We start from the raw sequence: 24263 nt of genomic DNA on the forward strand, positions 1-24263 counted from the left end.
ATTTTATATTAAGGCGATTGTAGAAATATATCCCGATATTTTTGTATTGCGGGGAAGATATGAATCAGATTGCGCTGGTTTACGTCGCCATGATATTTTTGTTCGCGTCTGCTGTGGATGCCGATGCCAAGCGTTTTCGGTTTTTTGCGGTGCCTGGCTTCAGTCGCGGTGAGACGATCGACAGGGTCTACGACTTGCCAAATCAAACGACTTTCGTGGTGGAAGGGAAGTTCTTTGACCTCGGTTATCTGAACAGCAGTAGTGGCGACGCTTATGTTCTTTATAATGGCGACCAATACGTGAAGTTGGACGAGGTGGGCCTTAAGGGCATTTCCAGTATGCTTGGATTTGACCCTACCGTCGAGGACCGCAAAAAACGTGCGGCGGCTTCGGAGGCGGCTGAGCCTGTAGGGAGACTGATAGGTGGGTTTGTGCTGCTCGTGGGCCTGTTCGTGCTCCTGCGCAGGGGTATTCGCTGGTACTATCGGTCGGGTAGCAGAAACGCTCGTCTCGAGCGGGAAGATATCGGGGAGGTCGTCGAATTACCGGAACCCCGTCCGCCGACCATACGTCAGCAACGTGCGCCAGTTACCCAGGATTATACGCCCGCTCTCAATGAGGTTGCATCGCCGACCAGAAGACCGGAGGCCGCGCCAAATCGCGCGGGGATGGCAGTCCTGCCGTTCGGACGCAGGAATGCCTGATGCCGTCTAGACAAACGGCATTTTCCAGGACGTTCCGGCTGTGACTGTTATTCGAACCTGTCGATGATGCTGATGCCACTTTCCTGGAAACGGTCCATGGCGGGAAGGGCGGTGATGGCATCGGAAAGGGTGATGTGGCGGCCGATCAGTTTTTCGGGCGCGAGCTTACCGCTCTCGATCATCGCCAGCATGTCTTCGTAGCGCCATGCCTGCATGCCGTGGCTGCCGTAAATCTCCAGCTCGTGGGCAATCACCCGGGCCATGGGGATGGCTGGCATGGCGTGATCGGCCAGCATCAGCCCTACCTGAACGTGGCGCCCGCGCCGGCGCAGGTTGCTGATGGAATTGCAGCAGGTCTGCGGGTGGCCAAGCGCGTCGATAGAGACATGCGCGCCGCCGCCGGTCACTTCGCGCACCGCCTCCGTAACATCGGCAACCGAGCGGCTGTTGATGGTGGCGGTTGCGCCGAGTTGGCGGGCAAGTTCGAGCTTGTCTTCCGCAATGTCGATGGCGACGACCTGAGCGCCGAGGCCTGCGCCGATCATGATGGCGGAGAGGCCGACGCCGCCGCAGCCATGTACCGCCAGCCACTCGCCGCCTTTCAGGCGACCCTGGTCCGTCACAGCCCGGAAGGACGTGGCGAAACGGCAGCCGAGACCGGCGGCAGTTGCGTAGCTCATCGTATCAGGCAGATGAACAAGGTTCTGGTCCGCGTAATCGATGGCGACATATTCGGCGAAAGAACCCCAATGGGTGAAGCCGGGCTGGAACTGCGTCTCACACACCTGTTGATTGCCGGAGCGGCATTCATGGCAACGGCCGCAGCCGGAAACGAAGGGAACGGTGACACGGTCGCCTGTCTTGAACCTGGTAACGTTCTTTCCGACCGCGGCGATAACGCCGGCGAATTCGTGGCCGGGGACATGCGGCAGGCGAATATCCGTATCGTGGCCCATCCAGCCATGCCAGTCGCTGCGGCAGAGGCCCGTCGCCTTCACCTCGATGACCACGCCGTCGTCGGTCGGCTCCGGATCAGGCAGGGATGCCATAATCGGGGTCTCGCCGAACAGTTCGTAAAAAAGCGCGCGCATCCTGGCCTCACATTGTCGGTAAGCAGATTTGAATTATACCTGCTCTATCTGCTTCCGACGCTGGAGAAAAGCCATTTAATCTTTGATCACCATAAGATCACCAGCCGCGAATTTAAGCGTTACTTGTTCGCCCAGGGCGGGCGGTGCGGTGCCGGGATCGTTGAACATGTCGAAAGACAAGGTCGAACCGCCGAGATCAAGACGGGTTCGGATGACCGAACCCAGGAACTGGCTTGAGGTGACGATACCGGAAATAGCGACGTCTCCCTTTGCGTCAGCCCCGAGAGCTCCTGCTTCCGGGCGCAAGGCGAGGGTGATTTTTTCACCGTTTGCAACATCGACCGGCTTGTGGAGCGTCACGTTCTGCTCTCCGACACGGATTGTGCTGGTAGAGGAATCGACGACGGTTGCGTCGATCAGGTTCAGCGTGCCGACGAAGGAGGCGACAAACCGGGTCGCGGGCTTGTTGTAGATATCGAAGGGCGAACCGATCTGGTCGGCGCGGCCGGAATTCATGACAACGATACGGTCGGAGATCGACAGGGCCTCTTCCTGATCGTGGGTCACGAAAATCGTGGTGATGCCGAGCTTTCGCTGGATCTGGCGGATTTCTTCGCGCAGCGATACGCGGATCTTGGCATCGAGCGCGGAAAGCGGCTCGTCCAGCAGAAGCACTTCCGGCTTCGGGGCCAATGCGCGGGCAAGCGCCACGCGCTGCTGCTGGCCGCCTGACATCTGGTAGGGGTAACGATCCGCCAGATGCTCCAGATGGATGAGCTGAAGCATTTCCTTCACGCGTGCATCGATCTCGGCTTTCGGCTTGCCGGCGACTTTGAGCCCGAAGGCGACATTTTCGTAGACGTTCATGTTGGGGAACAGCGCATAGGCCTGAAACACCATGCCGATATTGCGCTGGTTGGGCCTGAGCGTCGTCTGGTCCTTGCCGTTGATGACGATCGATCCGCCGGTAGGGATTTCGAAACCGGCGATCATGCGCAGCACGGTGGTCTTGCCGCAGCCCGACGGGCCTAGAAAGGAGACGAACTCGCCCTTTTCGATGGCCATGTTGAAATCATGGACGACCTGTACGGAGCCGAAGGATTTCTTGATATTGCTAAGTGTCAAAAAGCTCATGAAAATCTTGTCCTCAGGCCTTGGGAGGCGCGCCCTTCTGGTAGCGTGAAACGAGTTGGATCAACCCAAGGCAACCCCAGGTGATGCCGAAGGAGATCACGGCAAGTGCAGCCGGTTCATAGGCGCGGTTGGCGCCAAGCAGCTGCATATAGGGGCCAAAGGCCGGGCGGTTCAAAAGGGCGGCCATGGTGAATTCACCGATGACGATGGCGAAGGTCAAAAACGCACCTGACAGCACGGCGACCAGAACATTGGGCAGGATGATGCGCGACAGAATGGTCGTCCACCCCGCGCCAAGGCTCTGCGCCGCTTCCGTCAGCGTCGAGACGTCGATGGTCCTCAGACCAGTATCGACGGCGCGGTACATGTAGGGCAAGGCTAGCGTGGCATAACCGAACATCAAAAGCAGGTTGGTGCCGAAGGTCGTGCCGGTCAGCGGAAGCCAGCTGGAGGTGTTGTAAAGCCTGATATAACCGAACACGATGACGATGGCCGGGATGACCAGCGGCAGGAGCGTGATGAATTCGATATAGGGGCGCAGGCCCGGCAGTTTGAGGCGGACCCAATAGGCCGTGGGCACCACCAGCAGCACACCGAAAACGATGGTGAAGAGAGCCATCACCACAGAATAGCTGAAGGTTTCCTGAAAACGCGGGTCGGTGAGCACCTTGCCATAGGCGTCGAAGGAATATTCACCGCGGCGCATTTTCAGCGAGAAGTTGGTCATGCCGATCAGCGGCAGGGCGAAATAGAGCAGGCCGAAGATCAGCGCGCCCCAGGCGAAAAATTTCTTCATTTGAGCCACCTTTCGCTACGGGCGCGCAGCCAGATGTAAAGCGCATTGGCAATGCCGGTGACGACGATCATGCCGAAGGCGAGAGCGTAACCGAGATGCGGATTGCCGAGAACGTCGCCGCGGATCTGCGCGAAAAGCAGGATGGGCACGATGTTGAGCGACGAGCCGGTAAGCGCGATCGCGGTGGCCACCGCACCGAAGGCATTGGCAAACAGCAGCGACATGGTGCCAAGCAACGATGGCAGGAGGATGGGGAAGGCCACCATGCGCCAATATTGCACGCCGGTCGCGCCAAGGATTTCCGCAGCTTCGCGCCACTCGCGCTTCAATCCGTCAAGCGCCGGCGTGATGATGAGGATCATCAGCGGAATCTGGAAGAACAGATAGGTGACGGTCAGGCCCCAGAAGGACAGGATGTTGAAGCCGAGGAGTCTCAGATCAATGCCGATCTGCGTCTTTAAAAACACGGTGAGTAGGCCGACCGGGCCGAGTGTGGCGATGAAGGCGAAGGCGAGCGGCACGCCGGCAAATTGCGATGCGACGCCCGAAAATGTCAGGAGTGGTCCGCGAATGCGCTGCGGCAGACCGCCCAGAACCACGGCGGCGGCGACGGCAAAACCAATCAGGCAGCCAAGAGCCGCCGAGGCGAGGCTGATCTTGATCGAAATCCAGTAGGCCGCGAGGATGGACGAGGTGAAAAGCCCGGCGACGTTTTCCAGCGTCAGGCTGCCATCGGGACGCTGGAATGCACCGACCACGATTTTCATCGTCGGAAAAATCAGAAACAGCAGAACAAAAACAGCAAAAGGTACGACGCCTAACCAATGAAGCGGCAACTTTCTGCCCGCATCGGATGGTCCGCCGGTGTTGGTTGATGGCATGCCTGGTCCCCAAACGCCGTCTTCAAACGGTCTGTCTATAAAGTTCTTTATTATCGCACGTCCGGTTAAAACGGAATCGTCAGACGCACTTTCGATCTTTGTTTTGTGCAATTTCCGGGGGTAAAACCTAGGGAGTTTTACCTGAAATGCTCTCAAAGAAGCACCCCGGCTTTTTGAAAAGCCGGGGTGTATTTTTCAAAGGTTACTTCACGTTCGCGCCGACGACGCTGTCCCAGCCGCCGGTAACGGCGGCCTTGTTGGCGTCGACATCTTCGAGCGTCGGGAAGATTGCCTTTTCATAGGCTGCTGCCGGCGGCAGGCTGTCGATCAGTTCCTGCGGAACCTTGCCGGCCTTGACCATCGCGTTGAAGCGGATCGGGTGGCAATAACCCTTCAGCCAACCGAGCTGACCGTCGTCGGAATAGAGGTGTTCCATCCAGAGCTTGGCAGCGTTCGGATGCGGGGCGTAAGCGGAAATGCCCTGAACGTAAACGCCAGCCAGAACGCCTTTTTCCGGAACCACGACTTCCGTGGGCGGGTTGTCGTTCAGTGTCTTCTTCCAGGAGAGCGCGTTATAGTCCCAGGCGACGATGATCGGGGTAGCACCCTGTGCCAGCGTGCCAGCCTTGCCGATGACTGGCAGGAAGTTGCCAGCCTTGTTGAGCTCGGCGAAATATTTCAGGCCAGCCTCACCGGCTTCCTTGCCGGACTTCGCACCGCTGGCAAGACCGGCGGCGAGAACGCCGAGGATAGCCTGGTTGGAAGCGCGCGGATCGCCGGCAAGCGCTACCTGACCGGAATATTCCGGCTTCTGCAGGTCGGCCCAATCCTTCGGCACGTTCTTGACGAGGTCCTTGTTCACGAAGAAGGACATCACGCCGTAATAGTCGCCGTACCAGTAACCTTCCGGATCCTTGACGTTGTCAGGGATTTCGTCCCAGGTGGAGACCTTGTAAGGCTGCAGCAGGCCTTCGGCCTTCATCTGCGGGCCGAAAGCGAGACCGACGTCGACAACGTCAGGAGCCTGCGGGCCCTTGTTGTCCTTGTTCGCCTTTACCGCTTCGACTTCATCGGCAGAGCCGGCGTCGGGGTTGAGTTCGTTGACGGTGATTTCCGGATATTTCGCCTTGAAAGCGGCGATGACGTCGCCGTAACCACACCAGTCGTGCGGCAGCGCGACGGTGGTCAGCATGCCTTCCTTCTTGGCGGCAGCGATCAGTTCGGCGCTTGGCGCAGCGGCAGCGATCGCGGTGGAGGCCATTACCAGAGCGGTGGTGGCAGCAAGCAGTCGACGGCAATGAGAGATCACTTTTTTCTCCTCTTCGTGTTCTCGTATTACGGACGCTGATACGGATTCTGGATGAAGCTAATGTGACGGCTGGATTGCAATTTATTTATCCGGATTCCGTCACTTTACGCCCATTTTCCGCCATCACCCGGCTTTGTGCCTGCAATCGCGGGGTAATCCCATCATCATTCGTGTTGGACAGATATGTTCCCCAGCTTGTTTTTATCCCGCTTTATCGCGCTGGTAGCGATTTCAGGTATCCAATCAGCCGGCGGTTTCCGCGTCAAGCACTGTGCCGGCTACTAATGTTCATGTCCGGTCCGGCCTGCGGAACAGACGCGTCTGCTCGAACAGGCCTTCCAGCGCGTTCATGCGCTCCTTGGTTTCATCCCAGGTGCTGCTCTGCACCGCTTCGATCAGCGCTTCGACGACAAACAATGTAACGACCGATGAATCCCATGCCGAGGGGGCTTCGATCTTCACACGGAAGGTGTGCAGCGCGTGGCGCGCCACCGGCGATGTCCACTGATCCGTGAAAAGAATGATCTGTACGCCGTTTGCCTTCGCCACCTCGGCAAGCGTCGTCATGTCGTGCTCATAACGGCGGATGTCGAAGATCACCAGCACATCGCCGGCGCTCATATTCAACATATATTGAGGCCAGGCGCTGGAGTTGGACGACATCAGCGTCGTCTTTGGCCGGATCACCTGCATATGCGTGAAAAAATATTCGGCAATCGCGCCGGTGATGCGCCCGCCGACGAAATAGATGCTGCGTTTGCGGTCCGAGAGCAGCCTTGCGGCATTGTCGAAGACCGCGGTGTCGAGATCGCTCAAAGTGTCGCGCAGATTGCCCGTTATGGCGTCGGCGAAACGGTTGAGAATATGCAGACCCGGCGCATTGGTTGCCCAGCGGTCATGTTTGGCAACCGGGCCGGAGATCGTCGCTTCCAGTTCCTGGTGCAGATGGGCCTGAAACTCCGGGTAACCTTTGTATCCGAGCTTCTGCACCATGCGCGCCACCGTCGGCGTCGAAACACCCGCATTTTCGGCAATCGTGGTGATGCTGCCGAGACCCGAGACGGGGTAGTTGCCGAGAAGGCTCTCCGCCAGCCGTTTTTCCGAACGGGTCAGCGCGTCATAGTGGGCATGGATGACATCCGACACGGTGGCCGTCGTACTGCGCAAATCTTTCCCCTTCCGGTCTTTTTGCCGGTGTATGGGCGAATATAAGCATCTGTGCCAGCTATCGAGTCAATGGGGAAAATGAAGAGAAAATTTCAAAATTCCATTTGACACTCGCGATAATGTGAAGAATTCTTTTCGTCATCGGCGGGATGGCAGGTTTCGGGGCGGGATGCGTGCATGACGGTGCGTTCACGGTTTTTCACGGAAGCGGAAGGACAGGCTGTCGGCGTCGAGAACGCCGCAGCAAAGGGCGACGTCGTTCTGGTCTGCGAACATGCTTCAGCCACCATCCCGGAAAAACTCGGTACGCTCGGTCTTTCGCCGGACGTGCTTTCGAGCCATGCGGCCTGGGATCCGGGTGCCTTGGCGGTTGCAAGGCTGCTTTCGCAGAAGCTTGATGCCACGCTCATTCATCAGCGGTTTTCGCGCCTGGTCTATGATTGCAACCGGCCGCCGGAATCGCCTTCTGCCATGCCGGTCAAAAGCGAGATTTACAATATTCCCGGCAATCTCGATCTGAGCGATGCGGAACGGTTTGCCCGAACCTCGGCGCTTTACGTGCCGTTTCACGACCGTGTCAGTGAGATTATTGCCGAGCGGCAGGACCGCGGCCGCAAGGTGGTGGTGGTGACCATTCACAGTTTCACGCCGGTCTATCACGGTCAGTTCCGTGAAGTGCAGATCGGCATCCTGCACGATACTGACAGCCGGCTGGCCGATGCGATGCTGGTGGGCGCCGAGGGTTCTGCGCTCACGGTAAAGCGCAACGATCCCTACGGTCCGGAAGACGGTGTAACGCATACATTGCGGCTGCATGCGCTGCCGGACGGACTTTTGAACGTCATGATCGAGATCCGCAACGATCTGATCGCCAATGACGGAGACCAATCGGTAATTGCCGATTTTCTCCACGAGCTTATGGGGAAGGCGCTCTCATCAATCGATGAGTGAGGGAGCAATGGGGCGGCTTATGGTGAAAACACCGCGGCCGACCGTCAATTAGACTGCCGCAATCGACAAAAGCCGGAACGGCATGAAGCGGCAAGGGAACAGCAGATGCGTGCGGCGCAGTGCGGGAAACCTCCCGGGCGATGCCGGAAACTGGGGGCACAATCGGCCAATAACGGCTGGCTGGCTTTTTTTTCTATTAAGGAGAGAAGGGCATGGACGGTTCATCATCAGGCGTCAGCTACAAGAAGGCTGATGCATCCTATTTCGAAAAACGCGGACTATCCCGATACGCGGGCGTGTGGTCGCTGTGGTCGCTTGGCGTCGGCGCGGTTATATCAGGGCATTTTTCCGGATGGAATTTCGGTTTTTCCACCGGCGGCTGGGGTGGCATGCTGGTGGCGGGCATCATCATCGCCATTATGTATCTCGGGCTGACATTCTCGATTGCGGAAATGAGCCCGGCGCTGCCGCACACGGGTGCTGCCTATTCCTTTGCCCGCACGGCCATGGGCCCGTGGGGCGGTTTCGTCACCGGACTTTGCGAGAATGTCGAATATGTGCTGACGCCGGCGGTCGTCGTTACCTTCATCACCGCCTATGTGAACTCCATTCTCGGCCTCGATCCGGCCTATTCACCCTTCGTGTGGATAGCCTTCTACGCGATCTTCCTTGCTCTCAACGTCTTCGGACTTGAGCTTTCCTTCAAGGTCACCCTGGTCATCACGCTGATTTCACTCGGCGTTCTGGTGTTCTTCTGGGTTAGCGCCATTCCGAACATGGATTTTTCGCGTTACGCGCTTAATATCGGTGTCGGACCCGATGGCAAGGCTGTGGAGCTGCCGGAAGGCAACGGTTCCTTTTTCCCATTTGGTTTTTCGGGCGTTCTTGCCACGCTGCCTTTTGCGGTCTGGCTGTTTCTCGCCATCGAGCAGCTGCCGCTGGCGGCTGAAGAATCCGTTGATCCGAAACGCGATATGCCCAAGGGTATCATTCTCGGCGTCATCACGCTGATGGTTTCGGCCTTCATGATCGTGTTGCTGAACCCGTCACTACCGGGCGTCGGCGCCTTTCATCTCAGCTCGTCCCTTGAACCGCTGCTGGATGGCTTCAAGGCGATCTACGGCGATGGCGGCGTGGTGCTGCTTGGTCTCGTGGCATTGACCGGCCTGATTGCCAGCTTCCATACGATCCTCTATGCGCAGGGCCGCCAGATCTATTCGCTGTCGCGTGCGGGTTACTTCCCGACAGTGCTGTCAATCACTCATTCGAAATACCGGACGCCATACGTTGCCAATATTGCCGGCGCGCTCGTCGGCCTTGCGGTCATGCTCGTCATCTGGTTCTCGCTGGGTGCGGAACAGGGCGGCAGCATCATCGGCAGCGTGCTTTTGAACATGGCCGTGTTCGGTGCGATGTTCTCCTACATCCTGCAGGCGATTTCCTTCATTCTGCTCAGGAAAAATCTGCCGCATATCGAGCGGCCGTTTCGCTCGCCCTTCGGCATTCCGGGCGCGGTGTTGACAATCATCATCGCCATCGTGACGCTGCTCTATCAGATCCAGGATCCGAACTTCACCAAGGGTGTGCTGTGGGTAGCCGTATGGTTTGCGGTTGCCATTGCCTACTTCGCCTTTGTCGGACGCCATCGCCTCATCCTGTCGCCGGAAGAGGAGTTCGCGCTGGAGCACAAGCAGGCTGCCATGGCAGCGGCGGCTGCAAAGGCCTGATGCTCGAACTGACGGGCGGCCGCATACCGGCCGCCTGCTCGCCACATGAAAAGGGATGGACAAAATGACGAGCTATACATTCGACGCGCTGAAGATGGATGTGGCCGAAGGGCGCATCGACACGGTTCTGGCCTGCCTTGTCGACATGCAGGGGCGTCTGATGGGCAAACGGTTCCAGGCGGAGTTTTTCGTTGAAAGCGCCTTTGAGGAAACCCATAGCTGCAACTATGTGCTTGCCACCGACATGGAGATGGAAACCGTTCCCGGTTACAAATCCTCAAGCTGGGAAAAGGGCTATGGCGACTATACGCTGAAGCCCGACCTTTCGACGCTGCGGAAGGTGCCGTGGCTGGAAGGCACGGCGCTGGTTCTGTGCGATGTGCTCGATCACCACACCCATGAAGAAGTGCCGCATTCGCCGCGCGCGCTGCTGAAAAAGCAGGTGGCGCGGCTGGAGGCGATGGGGCTTAAGGCCTATATGGCCACCGAGCTCGAATTTTTCCTGTTCGACCAGACCTTCGATGCGGCACGCGCCAGCGGCTACAGGGACCTGAACCTCGCCAGCGGCTACAACGAAGACTATCATATCTTCCAGACGACCAAGGAAGAGGACGTCATGCGGGCGCTGCGCAAGGGCCTGCAGGGTGCGGGAATTCCGGTCGAGAATTCCAAGGGCGAGGCGTCTCCCGGTCAGGCGGAAATCAATGTGCGTTATGCCGAGGCGCTGACCATGGCCGACCGGCACGCCATCATCAAAAACGCCACCAAGGAGATCGCCTGGTCGAAGGGTAAGGCGGTGACGTTCCTTGCCAAGTGGAACTACAATGCCGCTGGCAGTTCCTCGCATATCCACCAGTCGCTGTGGAGCCTGGATGGCAAGCCGGCTTTCCTCGACAAGGATGGCGAACACGGCATGTCGGATGTGATGCGGCATTATGTTGCCGGGCTTCTGGCGCATGCCAGCGACATCACCTATTTCCTGGCGCCCTACATCAATTCCTACAAGCGGTTCATGGCTGGCACCTTCGCGCCGACCAAGGCGATATGGAGCCTCGACAACCGCACGGCAGGATACCGCCTTTGCGGCGCGGAAACCAAGGGCATCCGTATCGAGTGTCGTGTCGGCGGGTCGGATCTCAATCCCTATCTCGCCATGGCCGCCCTTCTTGCGGCGGGCATTGACGGCATTGAAAATAAACTCGAACTTGAGCCCGCTTTTGTCGGTGACGCCTATGGCGGGAAGGACGTGCGCGAGATACCCAAGACATTGCGCGACGCGACCGCCTTCCTGGACGGATCGAAAATGCTGCGTGAGGCCTTTGGCGACGACGTGGTCGATCACTATGTGCACGCCGCAAGGTGGGAGCAGGAAGAATACGACCGCCGCGTGACCGACTGGGAAGTGGCGCGCGGTTTCGAGAGAGCCTAATCATTACGGGAAAACATCATGACCATGATCCAGAATATCTCGCCCATCGACGGCTCGGTTTATGCCGAGCGGGAGGCGATGTCGCTGGAAGCGGCGCGCGCCGCCGTTTCTAAAGCGCGCAAGGCGCAGAAGGACTGGGCGCGACGTCCGCTTGAGGACCGTGTTCAGCTGGTTCTCAAGGGTGTGGCGCGCCTTAATGAAATGGTGGCCGAGGTGGTGCCGGAACTGGCGCATATGATGGGCCGCCCGGTTCGTTATGGCGGCGAGTTCAAGGGCTTCAACGAGCGCTCCAATTATGTCGCCTCCATTGCGGCGGATGCGCTGGCGCCGCTCGTCATCGAGGAAAGCGGCAATTTCGAACGCCGCATCGAGCGCGAAGCACATGGCGTGGTCTTCGTCATCGCGCCGTGGAACTATCCCTACATGACGGCGATCAATACCGTTGCCCCGGCTCTGATGGCCGGCAACACAGTCGTCATCAAACATGCGGCGCAAACGCTTCTCGTCGGCGAGCGGATGGTGCGGGCTTTCGTCGAGGCGGGCGTGCCTGACGATGTCTTCATCAATGTCTTCCTCGATCACGGCACGACCTCGGCGCTGATTTCCGAAGGCCTGTTCAATTTCGTCAACTTCACCGGTTCGGTGGAAGGCGGCCGAGCCATTGAGCGTGCTGCTGCCGGCACCTTCACCGGTCTCGGGCTTGAACTCGGCGGCAAGGACCCCGGCTATGTGATGGAGGATGCTGATCTCGACGCTGCCGTCGATACGCTGATGGATGGCGCGACCTATAATTCCGGGCAATGCTGCTGCGGCATCGAGCGTATCTACGTCAACGAAAACCTCTATGACGCATTCGTCGAGAAGTCCGTGGCGTGGGTGTCCAACTACAAGCTCGGCAATCCGCTGGAACAGGAAACGACACTCGGGCCGATGGCCAACAAGCGTTTCGCCAAGGTGGTGCGCGCACAGATCGCTGATGCCGTCTCAAAGGGCGCCAAGGCTTTGGTCGATCCCAAGCTTTTCCCTGCCGATGACGGCGAGAGCGCTTACGTCGCTCCGCAAGTGCTCGTCAATGTCGATCATTCCATGGAGTTCATGACCGAAGAAACCTTCGGCCCCGCTCTTGGCATCATGAAGGTGAAAAACGACGACGAGGCCATCGCCCTGATGAATGACAGCAAATATGGCCTCACTGCCTCGCTCTGGACGCAGGATGCAGCGCGTGCCGGGCGTATCGGCCGTGAGATCGAAACCGGCACCGTGTTCATGAACCGTGCGGATTATCTCGATCCCGCGCTCTGCTGGACAGGTGTGAAGGAAACGGGCCGTGGCGGCTCGCTTTCCGTTCTCGGTTTCCAGAACCTGACCCGACCGAAATCCTACCATCTGAAGAAAGTCACGAAATGAATATCGTCGCCAACTGGAGCTATCCCACCGCCGTCAAGCTTGGCCGTGGCCGGATCAAGGAACTGGCGGAAGCCTGCAAGACGCTCGGCATCAAGAAGCCGCTTCTCGTCACGGATCGCGGCCTTGCCAATATGGCGATTACCGCGCATGCGCTCGATGTACTGGAAGAGGCTGGGCTCGGCCGGGCGATCTTCGCCGACGTCGATCCGAACCCCAACGAAATCAACATGGAAGCCGGCGTAAAAGCCTATCGCGATGGCGGCCATGACGGCGTCGTCGCCTTCGGCGGTGGTTCCGGCCTCGATCTTGGCAAGACCATCGCATTCATGGCCGGGCAGACGCGCCCGGTCTGGGATTTCGAGGATATCGGTGACTGGTGGACGCGGGCGGACGCCTCGAAGATTGCGCCCATCGTCGCGGTTCCGACGACGGCGGGCACCGGTTCGGAAGTTGGCCGCGCCAGCGTCATCACCAATTCGCAGACCCATGTGAAGAAGATCATCTTCCATCCGAAGCTTTTGCCCGGTGTCGTCATCTGCGATCCGGAGCTTACAGTCGGCATGCCGAAGGTCATCACGGCAGGCACGGGCATGGACGCCTTTGCCCATTGCCTCGAAGCCTATTCGTCGCCGTTCTTCCATCCGATGAGCGCCGGCGTTGCGCTTGAAGGCCTGCGTCTGGTCAAGGAATTCCTGCCACGCGCCTATAAGGACGGCACGGATATCGAAGCGCGCACCAATATGATGGCGGCGGCTGCGATGGGGGCGGTTGCCTTCCAGAAGGGTCTCGGCGCCATTCACTCGCTCTCGCATCCGATCGGCGCTGTCTATAACACCCATCACGGCATGACCAATGCCGTGGTCATGCCTGCCGTCCTGCGTTTCAACCGCCCGGCCATCGAAGACAAGATTGCCCGCGCTGCCGCATATCTCGGCATTTCGGGCGGTTTCGATGGTTTCTATGATTATGTGCTGGAGCTTCGCAAGGAACTCGGCGTGCCTGATAACCTGACCGCCATGGGCATTAAGCCTGACCGCATCGACGAACTGGCGGCAGAAGCGATCAAGGATCCGAGCTGCGGCGGCAATCCGGTGCCGATGACGCTGGAGAATACCAGGAAATTGTTTGAGGACTGCTTTTAAAGGGTAGTTATGGCAGCCATGAGATTTTCAGTTTTTTCGCCATTGCTCGCAGTGGCGTTTCTAAGCCTGCCCCTTGTGGCGCAGGCCGCTTCTTTCAGGGAACTTTCCGGTCAGGGTTACAAAGTCGGAGCTCTGTCGAGCACTAAGGCGGGGATCCGGGGATGGAATTTGTCCAGGGGTTCAGACCGCTATTTCTGTGAAATGCGCGCGACTATGGCGTATTCTGGAAAGAAAGGCATGGTGTCCTTCACCAGCGCCGGACGCATGATTACGCTTGATCGTGCAACCGTTGAGAAAAGGCTGGGCAGTTCCCTGAACTTGCCGAAGTACGAGGATCTAAAAGCCGGCCGCCTGCGCGCGGACGATGTGGGTTCCTGCCGAAAGCTGGGGTGATCAATCAGATGGCAAAAGCCCGCGATTTATCGCGGGCTTTTTGTTGTCCACACAAACGATCTTAGTCTTTTCTTAACCATGTTCGTTAAGGTTATGGAAAGCACCATGATTGGTTCGGTGCATGAATGAGCATGAAACGGCTCTGATCATCAGGGGATATCATGCCTGTCATTACTTTTGCTAACACCAAGGGCGGCGCGGGAAAAACAACTGCCGTATTGCTTCTGGCAACCGAACTTGCCCGCAGCGGCCACCGCGTAACGGTTCTGGATGCCGATCCGCAATTGTGGATTTCCCGCTGGCACGAATTATCAGGCGAGATCGAAAATCTCTCGGTAATTTCGCATGTCACGATGGCGTCCCTCGAGGGGCATATCCGCGAAAACAATGCCAATACCGACTGTTTCATCATCGATCTGCCGGGAGCGAAAAACCCGCTTCTGACCATGGCGCTTGGTATTTCCGACCATGTGCTGATACCGGTGCAGGGCTGCGCCATGGATGCGCGTGGGGCTGCCGAGGTTCTTGACCATATCGAGTTCCTGAACCGCAAGATGGGCAAGGCGATCGCCCATTCCATCGTGCTGACGCGGGTCAACGCCATGGTGGCGACGCGCTCGCTGCTGCTCGTCAAAATGCTGCTGGCCGAGAAGAACGTTTCGGTCCTGAATACGCCGATTGTCGAAAGAGCGGCCTATCGCGATATCTTCGATTATGGCGGAACGCTTCTCTGTCTCGACAAGGACAAGGTCAGCAATATCGACAAGGCGGTGGAGAATGCGAAAGCATTCGCGAGCGAGGTGCTAGGCCTTTTGCCGAAACCCCTGTCGCGGTTGGGCACCCAACCCGCGCGCTTTTTCACCCGCAAGGCGGCTTGAAAACACTGCCAATGCCCGGACTGCTGGAGGTGCGGGCATTATTTTTTGCTTGATTTGGAAATGATCGTTTCCTATATTGCGATCATGACCGATACCACCCACACCAATTCCCCGGAACAACGCCATCGCGGCAGGCCGCGCGAGTTCGATATTGACCGCGCGCTTGATGGAGCAATCCGTGTTTTTTCTAGGCGCGGGTATCACGCCACCTCTGTCGGTGATCTTACAGATGCGATGGAACTGGCGCAGGGCAGTCTCTACAAGGCTTTCAAGGACAAGAAATCCATCTTCATCGCGACGATGGAGCGCTACAGGACCTTGCAGACGGAGCGGTTTGAAGCCGCCGTTGCCGGTTATGATACCGGTTACGAGCGTTTGCGAGCCGGCCTGATGTTTTATGCGGAACGGTCGCACGGTGCCACCGGTTCGGATGGATGCCTCGTGGTTGGCGCTGCCGCCGATCTCGCCGCACTGGACGACGATATCGCTGTCGTGGTCGAGCGGGCGGTGAAGGCGAGGGAGCGGATCGTTGCCCGGCTGGTGGCTGAGGGGCAGAGGGATGGTTCCGTGCAGTCGAAGACTGATCCCGATGATCTCGCCAGAGCGATGTTGTGCATGATGTACGGCATGCGGGTGGTGGGAAAGACCGGGCGCAGTCTGGAAGAGATGACGGCCGTGGTGGATATCGCCCTGAAACTTGCCGACTAATTTTGTGGCTATTTAGGAAACATTCGTTTCCATATTGGAGAAAATGATGACGACGCGTGTAGTTGAAGGGGAGGATGTTTACGAAACATCCATTTCCCCGGCCCTGACTTTTCTACTGGCTACCGCCTGCGGACTGATTGCGGCTAATCTTTATTATGGCCAGCCCCTTGCCGGCATCATCGGGGCGGAGCTTGGCCTGTCTGCCGGCGCAACCGGTCTGATCGTGACCCTGACGCAGATCGGTTACGGCGTCGGGCTGCTGTTCGTCGTGCCGCTTGGCGATCTGGTCGAGAATCGCAGGCTGGTCGTCAGCACCGTTTCGATGGCGGTGCTTGCGCTCCTCGCGGCGGCTTTTGCCCCGCATGCGGCACCTTTTCTGATTGCGGCCTTTCTGGTCGGTATTAGTTCGGTCGCGGTGCAGGTTATCGTTCCCTATGCGGCGCACATGGCGCCGCACGCTGTTCGAGGGCGGGTAGTCGGCAATGTCATGAGCGGATTGATGGCGGGTATCATGCTGGCGCGCCCGGTCTCCAGCCTCCTGTCGGAAGTGGTCTCCTGGCGCGGTGTGTTCCTGACGTCGGCTGGCGTCATGGCAATTCTCGCCGTTGTGCTCTATCGCCTTTTGCCCGTTCGTGTGCCTGAGGCAAGGCTGGGTTATGGGGCGTTGATGGCCTCCATGGGCAGGCTTGCCGCCCATACGCCTATCCTGCGGCGGCGGGCGATCTATCACGCCTTCCTGTTTGCTGCCTTCAGCCTGTTCTGGACGACGACGCCGCTTTATCTGAGCGGGCCGCATTTCAATCTCAGCCAGGGCCAGATTGCGCTGTTTGCCCTTGCCGGTGCAGCAGGCACCGTCGCCGCGCCGATTGCGGGGCGCATGGCTGACCGGGGCTGGACCTATGCCGCTACTTTTGCCGCGATGGTGGCAGCGGCGCTGTCATTCGCCGTCACGCATCTTGCGCCCGAAGGATCGCATCTGGCACTCGGCATTCTCGTGGTCGCCGCCATCGTTCTCGATTTCGGCGTCACCACCAATCTGGTGCTCGGTCAGCGCGCCATCTTCACGCTCGGGGCGGAATTCCGCAGCCGTCTGAACGGCGTCTACATGGCGACATTTTTCATGGGCGGTGCGATTGGCTCTGCCGTCGGCGGCTGGGCCTATTCCGTCGGGGAATGGGGTGCTGCGTCCTGGGTCGGCTTTGCTCTACCAGCGGCGGCGCTGCTTTACTTCCTGACTGAAAAGCGCGGATAACATTCATCAACGAAAAAGCCCGGCGGAATGGCATCCGCCGGGCTTTTGCAATTCGTCTTCGCGGTCAATCCTATTCCGCGAACTCAACCACGACGCCGGGTCGGACCATTTTTGCCAGCTCCGTCGCATCCCAGTTGGTGAGGCGGATACAGCCGTGGCTGTTGGTCTTGCCGATCTTCGAGGGTTCCGGCGTGCCGTGGATACCGTAGGTCGGTTTGGAAAGGGCAATCCAGACCGTGCCGACAGGGCCGTTTGGACCGGGCGGGATTTGCAGGATCTTGTCGTTCTGGCCCTGCCTGAAGTTGATCTTCGGATTGTAGGTGTAACCCGGATTAAGCGCGACGCGCTCGACGGTGTGTGTGCCGCTTGGCGAGGGCGTGTCCGTAGAACCGATGGTGGCGGGATAAGCGGCGATCAGAGCGCCATCCTCTCCATAAGCGAAGACCTGCTTGATGCCCTTATGCGCGACGATGCGGGCCACCTGTCCCTTTTTGGGTTCCCCGGGATTGACCACCTTGATGATGGTGCCGGGCACGGAGAAATCGATGCCGGGGTTCAGTTCTTTCAGATAGGTCTCGTCCATGTGGAAGCGTTCGGCCAACGCCTCCGACGTGGAGGTGAAGGAGAGGGCGGGTAGCTGCGACTTCTCCGCATAGTCATCCGGAATGGAGGCGACATAGGGGCCGGCTGCATCGGCTGCGGTGATCGTATAATCGACGATCGGCATGCCGCCGGAGGCGCGCAGACGCTCGAGAATGTCCTCGGAATTGTTCGGGTCGAGTTTTTCGCCGGTCATGTCCTGCCAGGCGGCAATCGCCTTGTTGACGTTGTCGCCCATCTTGCCATCGATCACGCCGGGCGAGATGCCTTCGCGGTCGAGGAAGGTCTGAAGTGCCACGATCTCCTGGCGAGACCTGTTGACCGGTGTGGTGACGGGCGTGTGGCGCTCGATCAGGTGCTGCGGCTGCGGAACGGCAGCCGTGGTGCTTTCTTCGGGCATCGGCTGGTTGAGCGGCGCGCTTTCGACAGCGCCCGGGCCGGGAACCGAGCCGGTATAGACATCATCGCCGGAACCATTGCCGCGATATTCGCGGTAATCGCGCACGCTTCTATTATCCTGATAACCGTAATCGCGCTGCGGCTCACGATATTCACCGCCGGGGGCGGGGGGGTAATAGGTTGTGTCGCGCTGCTGTACCTGTTGCCGCTGCTGATAGCCTGACGGCATTTCAGTGGCCAGCAGGTTGCCGTACCGGTCATAAAATACCGTGCGGCCCATATTGTCGCGACTGATGACGATGTCGCCACGTTGGGGCACGAAGTCGAGAACACGGCCATCCGGCGTCACCAGAACCGGCTGTTCCTGATAGCCATAACGCTGCTGCGCGCCAGCCTGTAGAGGCGCGCAAACCGCCGCCAAGGCAATCGCCAGACCCAGAGCTGCGTTAACAAACTGTTTCACGATTCTGCTATCCCTTACTTCGTTCACCGATAAACACACCGTAATCTTGACCCTATTGTGAAAAAGGTGAATTCACGGTTAAAGCAATCTTAATTTACGTCACGGTTAGTAGCGTTTCCGTGATTATTGCGCTTTTACTGCCACAGGGAGGTTGTCTTGCGTTCGTTTCAGGCCGGCAAATCGCCACGCATTTTCCTCGATGAAACCTCCGTTTTCGATATTGGCGCCTGTGTTGTCGATGGTATCGACATCGCGCCCGGCCGTGCCATTCCAGATGATGGCGATCCGCGCATCGACCATTCGCTGGAAGGCTTTCTGTTCACCTGCGGTCCCGATCATATCCGCCATCCCGAACCGATCGGCGGTGAGGGCGAGGGGCGTCGATATCCTTTGCATGGGTCCTTCTCCGCGCATCCCGCCAAGATAGTTGCCTTCGACGTTCATGAGTCCAATGCATTGGCGCGTGCCGAGGTTCCCGTGAACCTTGCCGATGGCGGCACGGCCCTTCTCGAGCGGACATGGCGCATCGATGGCGAAAGCGGCGAAGTCAGCCTCGATGACCGGATCGTCAATACGAGTTCGCGGCCGATCCCGGTTTTTCTGATGTACCACATGAATGTCGGCGCGCGGCTGTTTGACGAGGCCGTTCGGCTGGAAGGTGCCATGTTCGATGGCGGTGGTCATGGCTGGCGCTTTGGCGAGGAGCCGGGCACGGTGTTCTGTGTTCCCGCCGGTCAGGATGAATGGGCGGAACTTGCGCTCGGTCCGATTGCTACAATTGGCGGCAAGACGCTGAAAGTACGTTTCGGCACGGAGACGTTGCCCTATCTGCAGATGTGGCGGAACCAGAAGGATCCGGCCAATGTGCTTGGCATCGAACCGGTTTCGCACCGCTGGGTGGCGCGCGGCGAGCTTGAGGCCGCCGGCGAGTTCAATATGCTGCAGCCGGGCGAAAGCCGCTCCTATGGTCTTCGCTTTTCCATCCTCTGAATAGGGGACTGAATGGCGTACCGAATGAAGGCGCCGCATCATTGACGCAAGGGTTTTGAGCCCTTACATCGGATGCGGATTTCAGACAGTGGCGACAGCGTGCCAGCGGCGCCAAGGCGCCGGTTTAAGCGGAGGCATTAATATGGATATCAGGCGCATAGACGACGAATATTCGGTCACGGGACAGATCAGCGTTGCCGATCTCGACGAGGTCAAGGCACTCGGCTTCAAGTCGATCGTCTGCCACCGCCCGGATGGCGAAGAAGAAGGCCAGCCGCTTTTCGCCGATATTGCCGAGCGTGCCGAACAGCTTGGCCTGACCATCGTGCATGTACCGGTTGGCCGCTACGGCGTCGATGCGGATGCGGTTACCGGCATGGTGGATGCGCTTGACGAATTGCAGCGCCCGATGCTCGGCTATTGCCGTTCCGGCGCGCGCTCGACTGCGATCTACGAAAAGACCCACCACCTGCGCGGCTGATTTTCCGCGGATAATTCGATTTTCTAAAGCCAATCAACAGGAGTTTTCCATGACCATCAAGCGTATCGAACCGGGCAAGCGCATGAGCGGCGCCGTCATCCACGGCAACACCGTTTATCTGGCCGGCCAGGTCGGTGAGGGCGTGTCCGTGACCGATCAGAGCAAGTCGGCGCTGGCTGAAGTCGATCGTCTGCTGGCCGCTGCCGGTTCCGACAAGTCGAAGATCCTGCAGACCATCATCTACCTCTCCGACATGTCCACCTTCGGCGAAATGAACGCCGTCTGGGAAGGCTGGATCGACCCGGCAAACCCGCCGGCCCGCGCCACCAGCGAAGCGGCGCTTGCTACTCCGGACTACAAGGTCGAGTTCATCGTTACCGCTGCTCTCTGAGTAACGGTTTGATTTTGAGGAAGGCCGGGTTGCGGAATGCAGCCCGGCCTTTTTTGTTGGGAAAATTCGAAACGCTCGTTTTGTCATCCTCGGGCTTGTCCCGAGGATCCAATCACGTATCGCAAATTGATAGGTAGCAGATGCTCGGAACAGGCCCGAGCATGACGGAGGAGAGGCGATCGTCCCAGGTTTGTGAATCGCTTGCGCCCATCACTTCACTGGCTGGGCGAGCGCCTTCTCAAGCTGCTTCAACGTCTTCACCCGTTCAGCAAACCACAGCCGTGCCAGGTCGTTGGCTGAGGCGAGGTCGATACCATCAGGGTCTACGGAAGTGATTTTCCAGCGTGCGGTTTTCGCACCCGCAAGAGCGGCCAGCCGTGATGCCTCACCCTTGATGGCGTTGAGGCGCGCGGCCTCGTCCGCTGCCGCAGCCATCAGCTGTTCCGCGCCGGAAAGGTCACTGCGCAGATCGGCAGGTGTGATGTTGCTGGCATTGCGGGCAGGGCCACCATTGATCTGCACGCCCTCTGTCCGCAGCCGGTAGAGCCTTGTATCGGGAAGAGAGAGGTAGAGTTTTGCCTTGGGATAGCGGTCGATGTAGCGCTGTCTGGCAAGTGGCACTTCTTCCGGATCGATCAGTTCCGCCTTGCCTACCAGTGTCAGCCGAGGCAGCGTCAGCGCGTCACCCTTGCCGAAGGGGGCAAGTGTCAACGAGATACGCTGGTCGGCCTCCATGTTTCGGGCATGCAGCGTCAGGCCAGCCGCGAAGAAGAACGGTGTACCATCCGGCTCTATGCCGATATTGGTGGCGGTCGTATAGGGATAACCGCTGACCGGATCGAGGGTCGCGAGCGCCGCTGTGCGGGATGTGTGCAGGACATCGCGTGCCACGCGCACGGCCTCGAATGGCGCACCAGCCGAAGGTTCGATCTTTGCGCCGCGTGGGGTGATGACGGGAGGGGCTGCATCCGGCATGTCGTTTCCTAACCTGTATTTCTAGTCAGGATTTACACCATGCCGGAGCCATGTCCATGCGCAATATCAGGTCCGGCTTCTGATCTGGGTCAGCGTGCGGGTTGGCGTGATCGCTTCGGCATCCAGCTTCACCTCGATGATGGCGGGCTTGCCGCTTGCCCGGGCGCGTTCGAAGGCGGCGGCGAAGTCTTGCGTCTTTTCGACCGTTTCGCCGTGGCCACCATAGGCCTTGGCGAAGGCCGCGAAATCCGGGTTGACGAGATCGGTGCCGCTGACGCGGCCGGGATATTCCCGCTCCTGATGCATGCGGATCGTGCCATAGGTGCCGTTATTGACCAGCACGGTGATGATAGGCAGTCCGTACCGCACGGCGGTGATGAATTCCTGCCCATGCATCATGAAGCAGCCATCACCGGCAAAGCAGATCACCTCGCGCTCGGGAAACAGGTGCTTGGCGGCCACAGCCGCGGGCAGGCCGTAACCCATCGAGCCGGAGGTCGGCGCCGATTGAGTGTTGAAGCGGCGGAAGCGGTGGAAGCGGTGTACCCAGGTGGCATAGTTGCCCGCGCCATTGGTGAAGATGGCATCATCCGGCACGTTGGCCTCGATCCAGTCCATGATCGGACCCATCTGCACCGCGCCCGGACCGGTCTGCGGCGGTGTCGACCAGGTGAGGTAAGCCGAATGCATGGTGGCCGTGCGGTCCGCCCAGGCGGCGTTATCGGGGAGCGTTACGGAAGAAAGGGCGGCGACGAAACCATCCGGGGAGGCGCAGATTGCGAGATCGGGGCGATAGACGCGGCCAAGCTCTTCGGCTTCCGGGTAGATGTGGACAAGTTTCTGCGACGGGTAGGGAATGTCGATCAGCGTGTAGCCGGAGGAAGGCATTTCCGAGAGGCGACCGCCGAGCAGCACCACGAGGTCGGCTTCCTTGATTTCCTTCGCCAAGGCCGGGTTGATGCCGATGCCGACATCGCCCGCGTAAGACGGGCTCAAGTGATCGAACAGCATCTGGCGACGGAAGGAACAGCCGACGGGCAGTTTGTTCTTTTCGGAAAAAGCCGTGAAGCTTGCGACGCTTTCTTCGGACCAGCGTGTGCCGCCGATGATCAAGATTGGTCGCTTGGCCTCGCCCAGCATTTTTGAGAAAGCGGCGATCTGCGACGGGCCGGGATGCGCTTCGACCGGGGTATAGGGCTTTGCCTCGGGGGCTTCAACCTCTTCAACCAGCATGTCTTCGGGTAATGTCAGCACCACGGGGCCGGGGCGGCCGGAGGTGGCGACGGCAAAGGCGCGGGTGACGAATTCCGGAATGCGGCGCGCATCGTCGATCTCGCCCACCCATTTGGCGAATTCGGTAAAGGCGCGGCGATATTCCACTTCCTGAAACGCCTCACGCTCGCGGGCTTCGCGCTGTACCTGGCCGATGAACAGGATCATCGGAATGGAATCCTGCCTTGCGATATGCAGGCCGGCAGAGGCGTTGGTGGCGCCGGGACCGCGCGTTACCATGCAGATGCCGGGTTCGCCGGTCAACCTGCCCCAGGTGTCGGCCATCATGGCAGCGCCGCCTTCCTGGCGGCAGACCACGGTTTCAATGCCGCTTTCATAAAGCGCGTCCAGCACCGCCAGATAGCTTTCACCGGGAACGCAGGAAACGCGGGAGACGCCATTGGCTTTCAGCGCTTCGACGATCAGTTGTCCGCCTGTTCTTTTCATTCCGGTTGCTTTCATGGCGTCGTGGTCCTTTCGATGTTTTCCAGTTCGGCCAGCACTTGCGCCTGATGCTCGCCAAGCTTCGGGCTCGGGCGTTCGTAACGCAGCGGCGTCTGTGACATGATAATCGGTGTCCGCACACCGGGGATGACGGTGCCATCCTGCGCCTCGAGATCAACACGCAGGCCACGTGCCTGAACCTGTGGATCGGCGAACATTTCCTCGATGGAGTTGATTGGCCCGGCCGGTACGGCGTTCTGCTCGCAAGCGGTCAGAAGATCGCGCTTCTGCCATTTCAGCGTTTCGGTGGAAATGATCTGCCGGACCTCGACCTTGTGCGCCACGCGGGCCTTGTTTGTCGCGTAACGCTCGTCATCGGCAATCGCGCCAATGCCGAGAATATTACAGAGGCGGCGGAACTGGCCGTCATTGCCGACCGCGAGGATCAGGAAACCATCAGCCGTCGGCACCACCTCATAGGGGGAAATATTCGGATGGGCGTTGCCGAGCCTGACGGGGGCATTGCCGGAAATCAGGTAATTCATATTCTGGTTGGCGAGCACGGCCGACTGCACGTCCAGAAGCGCCATGTCGATATGCTGGCCTTCACCTGACCGCATGGCGTGGATCAGCGCGGCCTGAATGGCTGACACGGAATAGATGCCGGTGAAGATATCGGCAACGGCAACGCCCGCCTTCATAGGCTGACCGTCGGGTTCGCCGGTGATCGACATGAAACCGGACATGCCCTGCACGATATAATCATAACCGGCGAAATCGGCATAGGGTCCGGTCTGGCCGAAGCCGGTGATGGAGCAATAGATCAGCTTCGGATTGAGAACCCTGAGACTCTCATAGTCGAGGCCATATTTGGCAAGCCCGCCGCGTTTGAAATTCTCGATGACAACATCGGCGGTTCGCACGAGCCGCCGCACCAGCGCACAGCCTTCCGCCGTCTTGAGATCGGCGACGATGGAGCGTTTGCCGCGATTGGTGGCATGGTAATAGGCGGCGGAGAGGTTTTCGCCATCGGCGCTTTCGACAAAGGGCGGACCCCATGCGCGGGTATCGTCTCCACCTTCAGGATTCTCGACCTTGATGACATCCGCACCCATATCGGCCAGCATCTGCCCCGCCCAGGGACCGGCCAGAACACGCGCCAGTTCGATGACGCGAATGCCTGATAGTGGCGGTTTCCTGTTCGGCGTTTCGGTCATTTGTCCCCCGGTGTTTTCTGCTTGCCGGTTTATAGACGTCTCCCCGCATTGCCGCATGTGAT

General features: G+C 59.0%; 23 protein-coding genes. 13 read left to right on the plus strand and 10 right to left on the minus strand.

Annotation, left to right across the window (positions count from 1 at the left end):
* Window positions 1-59 precede the first annotated feature (59 nt).
* Window positions 60-704, plus strand: a complete 645-nt coding sequence (locus GH784_RS12390; protein WP_153793448.1) for a hypothetical protein — start codon at window positions 60-62, stop codon at window positions 702-704.
* 47 nt (window positions 705-751) lie between these two features.
* Here GH784_RS12390 and GH784_RS12395 read toward each other — a convergent pair whose 3' ends face one another.
* The 6 genes from GH784_RS12395 to GH784_RS12420 all read right to left on the minus strand — a co-directional run bounded on the left by GH784_RS12395 (window position 752) and on the right by GH784_RS12420 (window position 7082).
* Window positions 752-1795 carry a zinc-dependent alcohol dehydrogenase family protein gene (locus GH784_RS12395; protein WP_065702332.1) on the minus strand — a complete coding sequence of 348 codons (1044 nt, stop codon included), beginning with the start codon at window positions 1793-1795 and terminating at the stop codon, window positions 752-754.
* A gap of 75 nt (window positions 1796-1870) precedes the next feature.
* Window positions 1871-2929, minus strand: coding sequence for an ABC transporter ATP-binding protein (locus tag GH784_RS12400; RefSeq protein ID WP_003513332.1), 1059 nt, complete (start codon window positions 2927-2929; stop codon window positions 1871-1873).
* Between the two features lie 13 nt (window positions 2930-2942).
* Window positions 2943-3725, minus strand: a complete 783-nt coding sequence (locus GH784_RS12405) for an ABC transporter permease (RefSeq protein ID WP_003513330.1) — start codon at window positions 3723-3725, stop codon at window positions 2943-2945.
* The gene (locus GH784_RS12410) at window positions 3722-4606 is read right to left on the minus strand and encodes an ABC transporter permease (RefSeq protein WP_003513327.1); all 885 of its coding nucleotides are present in this window, start codon (window positions 4604-4606) and stop codon (window positions 3722-3724) included. The genes GH784_RS12405 and GH784_RS12410 overlap by 4 nt, the downstream gene beginning before the upstream one ends.
* 202 nt (window positions 4607-4808) lie before the next feature.
* Window positions 4809-5915 (minus strand): ABC transporter substrate-binding protein, encoded by a 1107-nt coding sequence (locus GH784_RS12415; protein ID WP_003513325.1) that lies wholly within the window; start codon window positions 5913-5915, stop codon window positions 4809-4811.
* Window positions 5916-6203: 288 nt separating this feature from the next.
* On the minus strand, window positions 6204-7082 hold the full coding sequence (locus GH784_RS12420; protein WP_003513323.1) for a MurR/RpiR family transcriptional regulator: 879 nt from the start codon (window positions 7080-7082) through the stop codon (window positions 6204-6206).
* A gap of 177 nt (window positions 7083-7259) precedes the next feature.
* Here GH784_RS12420 and GH784_RS12425 point away from each other — a divergent pair, with 177 nt between their 5' ends.
* From GH784_RS12425 to GH784_RS12465, 9 genes are all read left to right on the plus strand, one after another.
* Window positions 7260-8033, plus strand: coding sequence for an N-formylglutamate amidohydrolase (locus GH784_RS12425; protein WP_065702333.1), 774 nt, complete (start codon window positions 7260-7262; stop codon window positions 8031-8033).
* A 212-nt stretch (window positions 8034-8245) separates the two neighbouring features.
* Complete coding sequence (locus GH784_RS12430) at window positions 8246-9760, plus strand: amino acid permease (RefSeq protein ID WP_003513319.1); 1515 nt, start codon at window positions 8246-8248, stop codon at window positions 9758-9760.
* A 64-nt stretch (window positions 9761-9824) separates the two neighbouring features.
* A complete protein-coding gene (locus tag GH784_RS12435) occupies window positions 9825-11189 on the plus strand; it encodes a glutamine synthetase family protein (protein ID WP_013636540.1) in 1365 nt (454 codons plus the stop codon).
* A gap of 18 nt (window positions 11190-11207) precedes the next feature.
* Window positions 11208-12596, plus strand: coding sequence for an aldehyde dehydrogenase family protein (locus GH784_RS12440; protein ID WP_013636539.1), 1389 nt, complete (start codon window positions 11208-11210; stop codon window positions 12594-12596).
* Complete coding sequence (locus tag GH784_RS12445) at window positions 12593-13738, plus strand: iron-containing alcohol dehydrogenase (protein WP_003513312.1); 1146 nt, start codon at window positions 12593-12595, stop codon at window positions 13736-13738. Before GH784_RS12440 ends, GH784_RS12445 begins: the two co-directional genes overlap by 4 nt.
* Window positions 13739-13747: 9 nt before the next feature.
* Window positions 13748-14131 (plus strand): hypothetical protein, encoded by a 384-nt coding sequence (locus tag GH784_RS12450; RefSeq protein ID WP_065702334.1) that lies wholly within the window; start codon window positions 13748-13750, stop codon window positions 14129-14131.
* Between the two features lie 161 nt (window positions 14132-14292).
* Window positions 14293-15009, plus strand: a complete 717-nt coding sequence (locus tag GH784_RS12455; protein ID WP_065702335.1) for a ParA family protein — start codon at window positions 14293-14295, stop codon at window positions 15007-15009.
* Window positions 15010-15069: 60 nt separating this feature from the next.
* Window positions 15070-15717 (plus strand): TetR/AcrR family transcriptional regulator, encoded by a 648-nt coding sequence (locus GH784_RS12460; RefSeq protein ID WP_065702336.1) that lies wholly within the window; start codon window positions 15070-15072, stop codon window positions 15715-15717.
* A 46-nt stretch (window positions 15718-15763) separates the two neighbouring features.
* Window positions 15764-16969 carry an MFS transporter gene (locus GH784_RS12465; protein ID WP_019565262.1) on the plus strand — a complete coding sequence of 402 codons (1206 nt, stop codon included), beginning with the start codon at window positions 15764-15766 and terminating at the stop codon, window positions 16967-16969.
* Window positions 16970-17039: 70 nt separating this feature from the next.
* On the opposite strand, the gene GH784_RS12470 is transcribed toward GH784_RS12465, so the two are convergent.
* On the minus strand, window positions 17040-18431 hold the full coding sequence (locus GH784_RS12470) for a L,D-transpeptidase family protein (protein ID WP_065702338.1): 1392 nt from the start codon (window positions 18429-18431) through the stop codon (window positions 17040-17042).
* Between the two features lie 156 nt (window positions 18432-18587).
* On the opposite strand from GH784_RS12470, the gene GH784_RS12475 reads away from it, so the two are divergent.
* From GH784_RS12475 to GH784_RS12485, 3 genes are all read left to right on the plus strand, one after another.
* Window positions 18588-19421: an aldose 1-epimerase family protein gene (locus GH784_RS12475; protein WP_065702339.1), complete on the plus strand. Its 834-nt coding sequence runs from the start codon at window positions 18588-18590 to the stop codon at window positions 19419-19421.
* A gap of 142 nt (window positions 19422-19563) precedes the next feature.
* Window positions 19564-19902, plus strand: a complete 339-nt coding sequence (locus GH784_RS12480) for a protein tyrosine phosphatase family protein (RefSeq protein ID WP_003513297.1) — start codon at window positions 19564-19566, stop codon at window positions 19900-19902.
* Window positions 19903-19951: 49 nt separating this feature from the next.
* Complete coding sequence (locus GH784_RS12485) at window positions 19952-20293, plus strand: RidA family protein (RefSeq protein WP_003513295.1); 342 nt, start codon at window positions 19952-19954, stop codon at window positions 20291-20293.
* 210 nt (window positions 20294-20503) lie between these two features.
* On the opposite strand, the gene GH784_RS12490 is transcribed toward GH784_RS12485, so the two are convergent.
* From GH784_RS12490 to GH784_RS12500, 3 genes are all read right to left on the minus strand, one after another.
* Window positions 20504-21268 carry a HugZ family pyridoxamine 5'-phosphate oxidase gene (locus GH784_RS12490; RefSeq protein ID WP_065702340.1) on the minus strand — a complete coding sequence of 255 codons (765 nt, stop codon included), beginning with the start codon at window positions 21266-21268 and terminating at the stop codon, window positions 20504-20506.
* 66 nt (window positions 21269-21334) lie between these two features.
* Entirely contained in the window at window positions 21335-23002 is a 1668-nt protein-coding gene (locus GH784_RS12495; RefSeq protein WP_065702341.1) for a thiamine pyrophosphate-binding protein, read from the minus strand.
* Window positions 22999-24201, minus strand: a complete 1203-nt coding sequence (locus GH784_RS12500) for a CaiB/BaiF CoA transferase family protein (RefSeq protein ID WP_038491653.1) — start codon at window positions 24199-24201, stop codon at window positions 22999-23001. The genes GH784_RS12495 and GH784_RS12500 overlap by 4 nt, the downstream gene beginning before the upstream one ends.
* Between the last annotated feature and the right edge of the window lie 62 nt (window positions 24202-24263).

Origin of the sequence: Agrobacterium tumefaciens, from assembly GCF_009649785.1 — a bacterium.
Taxonomy (GTDB): Bacteria; Pseudomonadota; Alphaproteobacteria; order Rhizobiales; family Rhizobiaceae; genus Agrobacterium; species Agrobacterium tumefaciens.

Excerpts from the sequence above, each read along its gene's own strand:
- GH784_RS12390 (WP_153793448.1), top strand. The coding sequence starts at position 60 with ATGAATCAGATTGCGCTGGTTTACGTCGCCATGATATTTTTGTTCGCG.
- GH784_RS12395 (WP_065702332.1), bottom strand. The coding sequence starts at position 1,795 with ATGCGCGCGCTTTTTTACGAACTGTTCGGCGAGACCCCGATTATGGCA.
- GH784_RS12400 (WP_003513332.1), bottom strand. The coding sequence starts at position 2,929 with ATGAGCTTTTTGACACTTAGCAATATCAAGAAATCCTTCGGCTCCGTA.
- GH784_RS12405 (WP_003513330.1), bottom strand. The coding sequence starts at position 3,725 with ATGAAGAAATTTTTCGCCTGGGGCGCGCTGATCTTCGGCCTGCTCTAT.
- GH784_RS12410 (WP_003513327.1), bottom strand. The coding sequence starts at position 4,606 with ATGCCATCAACCAACACCGGCGGACCATCCGATGCGGGCAGAAAGTTG.
- GH784_RS12425 (WP_065702333.1), top strand. The coding sequence starts at position 7,260 with ATGACGGTGCGTTCACGGTTTTTCACGGAAGCGGAAGGACAGGCTGTC.
- GH784_RS12430 (WP_003513319.1), top strand. The coding sequence starts at position 8,246 with ATGGACGGTTCATCATCAGGCGTCAGCTACAAGAAGGCTGATGCATCC.
- GH784_RS12435 (WP_013636540.1), top strand. The coding sequence starts at position 9,825 with ATGACGAGCTATACATTCGACGCGCTGAAGATGGATGTGGCCGAAGGG.
- GH784_RS12440 (WP_013636539.1), top strand. The coding sequence starts at position 11,208 with ATGACCATGATCCAGAATATCTCGCCCATCGACGGCTCGGTTTATGCC.
- GH784_RS12445 (WP_003513312.1), top strand. The coding sequence starts at position 12,593 with ATGAATATCGTCGCCAACTGGAGCTATCCCACCGCCGTCAAGCTTGGC.
- GH784_RS12450 (WP_065702334.1), top strand. The coding sequence starts at position 13,748 with ATGGCAGCCATGAGATTTTCAGTTTTTTCGCCATTGCTCGCAGTGGCG.
- GH784_RS12455 (WP_065702335.1), top strand. The coding sequence starts at position 14,293 with ATGCCTGTCATTACTTTTGCTAACACCAAGGGCGGCGCGGGAAAAACA.
- GH784_RS12460 (WP_065702336.1), top strand. The coding sequence starts at position 15,070 with ATGATCGTTTCCTATATTGCGATCATGACCGATACCACCCACACCAAT.
- GH784_RS12465 (WP_019565262.1), top strand. The coding sequence starts at position 15,764 with ATGACGACGCGTGTAGTTGAAGGGGAGGATGTTTACGAAACATCCATT.
- GH784_RS12480 (WP_003513297.1), top strand. The coding sequence starts at position 19,564 with ATGGATATCAGGCGCATAGACGACGAATATTCGGTCACGGGACAGATC.
- GH784_RS12485 (WP_003513295.1), top strand. The coding sequence starts at position 19,952 with ATGACCATCAAGCGTATCGAACCGGGCAAGCGCATGAGCGGCGCCGTC.
- GH784_RS12490 (WP_065702340.1), bottom strand. The coding sequence starts at position 21,268 with ATGCCGGATGCAGCCCCTCCCGTCATCACCCCACGCGGCGCAAAGATC.
- GH784_RS12495 (WP_065702341.1), bottom strand. The coding sequence starts at position 23,002 with ATGAAAGCAACCGGAATGAAAAGAACAGGCGGACAACTGATCGTCGAA.
- GH784_RS12500 (WP_038491653.1), bottom strand. The coding sequence starts at position 24,201 with ATGACCGAAACGCCGAACAGGAAACCGCCACTATCAGGCATTCGCGTC.